Origin of the sequence: Caballeronia calidae, assembly GCF_900044055.2 — a bacterium.
GTDB lineage: Bacteria > Pseudomonadota > Gammaproteobacteria > Burkholderiales > Burkholderiaceae > Caballeronia > Caballeronia calidae.
In genome coordinates this window covers 1-1,952 of sequence record NZ_FCOX02000239.1, presented here as the reverse complement: position 1 = coordinate 1,952, position 1,952 = coordinate 1, and the positions used below count along the sequence as shown (strand labels likewise).

The following is a 1,952-nucleotide window of genomic DNA, read 5'->3' as shown; positions in this document are numbered from 1 at the left end:
AGCCCTGTAACCAGCCTGCATCGTCTATCCTCCGGATCCATTGCATCTTAACAGTGCCGCTTCCCACCACCCAGCACCGCCGGGAAGTTATTTCTCACTCGTTCCTTAGCACGGCGCACCGATGCCATGCGCACTAGAAACCTTGTCGATTGCCCTCGACGTAACGGATTCCCCTTGACGCGCTCGATTTTGGCGCCAATACGCTCGCTTACCATGTCGCGAATTCGTCGATCAAGTGCGACGCTGTTTATCGAGTTCTTTGAGCAGCTTGCCCAACAGGGGCGGTGAACGTCCGCCGGTGGGGGTGCTCGATAACGCATCAATCCATCATGCCATCGATTTTGAACTCCACGAGCGCTGGTTACGTGAACATCGCATGCAGCTGTTCTACCTGCAGCCTATAGTCCCGAACTGAACATCATCGAGATCCTCTGGAAGCAGGCCAAATACCATTATTTCGTCACCTGGACCATGGAAACCATCGACGATGAGTTCGCAACCTGCTCGATGCCTATGGGACCAATTTCAGATCAGTTTTCGCCTGAACACTTATCAGGATCATGCCAATGATAGTTAACAGTCTCACGCCCAAATCCGGTAATGATTGTTCTAACGAGCTCAATCAATCTCCGCGCAAGGGTCCCGTTCCTTCAAAATCTGCTTCACCGTTGGTAGAAAGTTTGAAGCCGCGCGGCACCAAGGATTTCTATTTCAAGAAATTCGATGAAGTCGGAATAAAAACCAATAACAACGGTAAATATAAATTTCCAGGCACAGACGAAAAGCTTTGGTGCCGAAATCTTTCCCTCACATTCAAATTGGACTCTGACAAAGAGAGAAAGGTCGATACAGCTAAGCGTTTTAACAAGAGTGCACTTCAGGAAGGTGTAAATTTTTGCACGGACGAGGATTGGCATAACTATACATCAAAGGCAAATTCCGACATTATTTTAATGTCGGAATTTGGCGCGTGGATTGTTTTTCAACTTGACAAGCTTGGTGAGCAACCATCCCAATCCAATGGCCGTAAGTGGCGCAGCGCAATGATCAGCACGGGACAACATGTGATGGCCCTGACTCTTGAAATAAAACCCGAGTCATCCGATATGAAGCGATATGTAGTTCGCTTCTACGACCCCGCCATCACTGAGGAATATACGCGATTCGCGAGCAATAACTTAAATGATCTGAAGAAAGCTCACTTTTTCGATGCATTTCCGAACCATAGGTCGTTGGCGAAAAGTTACGATCCACACATGATGCGTTTAATTGAAATGATCACCGATCCTACCTCGGATGCCCGATTCAGTGGCAAGCGCCCGATCAACTACGAATCCGCCGAGCCTCGCTTTTTTCTCGCGATGTCCAGTGGGGTGCTCCAGGAAATTGAACAACTGTCCAGCGATGCTAAAGCAGGTAGCTTATCCAAAGAGGCTCTCAAATCACTGTTTGTGAAATTTCCAAATAACATCGACGCTCTACACAAAGCGCTCCTCAGCGGAAACGAGGCAGTGATCCTCGCCTACCTCAAGTTGGCGACGCAAGCGGACGTTGACCTAAAGCCGCTGTTGATGAACGTAGGCGGCTTGGGGACGTTCGCACTCTGCAAGGCGCTAGAAATATCTGCTTTTTCGCACATGCCGTCCCAAGCGCGAAAGCAAAGTGAAAAAGCGCTCCAGACTTACATGGAATTTTTGCGAATGGTCGGCATTACAGATTATACGGATATCAAGAAACTGTTGTTGAACAATACTGTGCTGCAATCCGTGCTAACAGGAGGGAGCCCAAGCACCGCCTTGAATTATGTAGAAACACTGAAAAAGATCGGTGCAGATAGTACTGACATCAAGAAGCTGCTCCTGACGAAGAGTGGTAAGGGAAAAACCACCTTCCACCGAGTGATGGATCATAGCCCCCCGCCCATCAGCGCTTACCTGACGATGCTAGCCGCG

The 1,952-nt window shown here is 48.9% G+C and carries 1 protein-coding gene; it reads left to right on the top strand.

Translation table 11 applies throughout. The annotated features are described in order from the left end of the window. Positions 1-566 precede the first annotated feature (566 nt). Positions 567-1,952: ShET2/EspL2 family type III secretion system effector toxin (locus tag AWB78_RS42305; RefSeq protein WP_198399501.1), on the top strand; the 1,386-nt coding region annotated here is incomplete at its 3' end.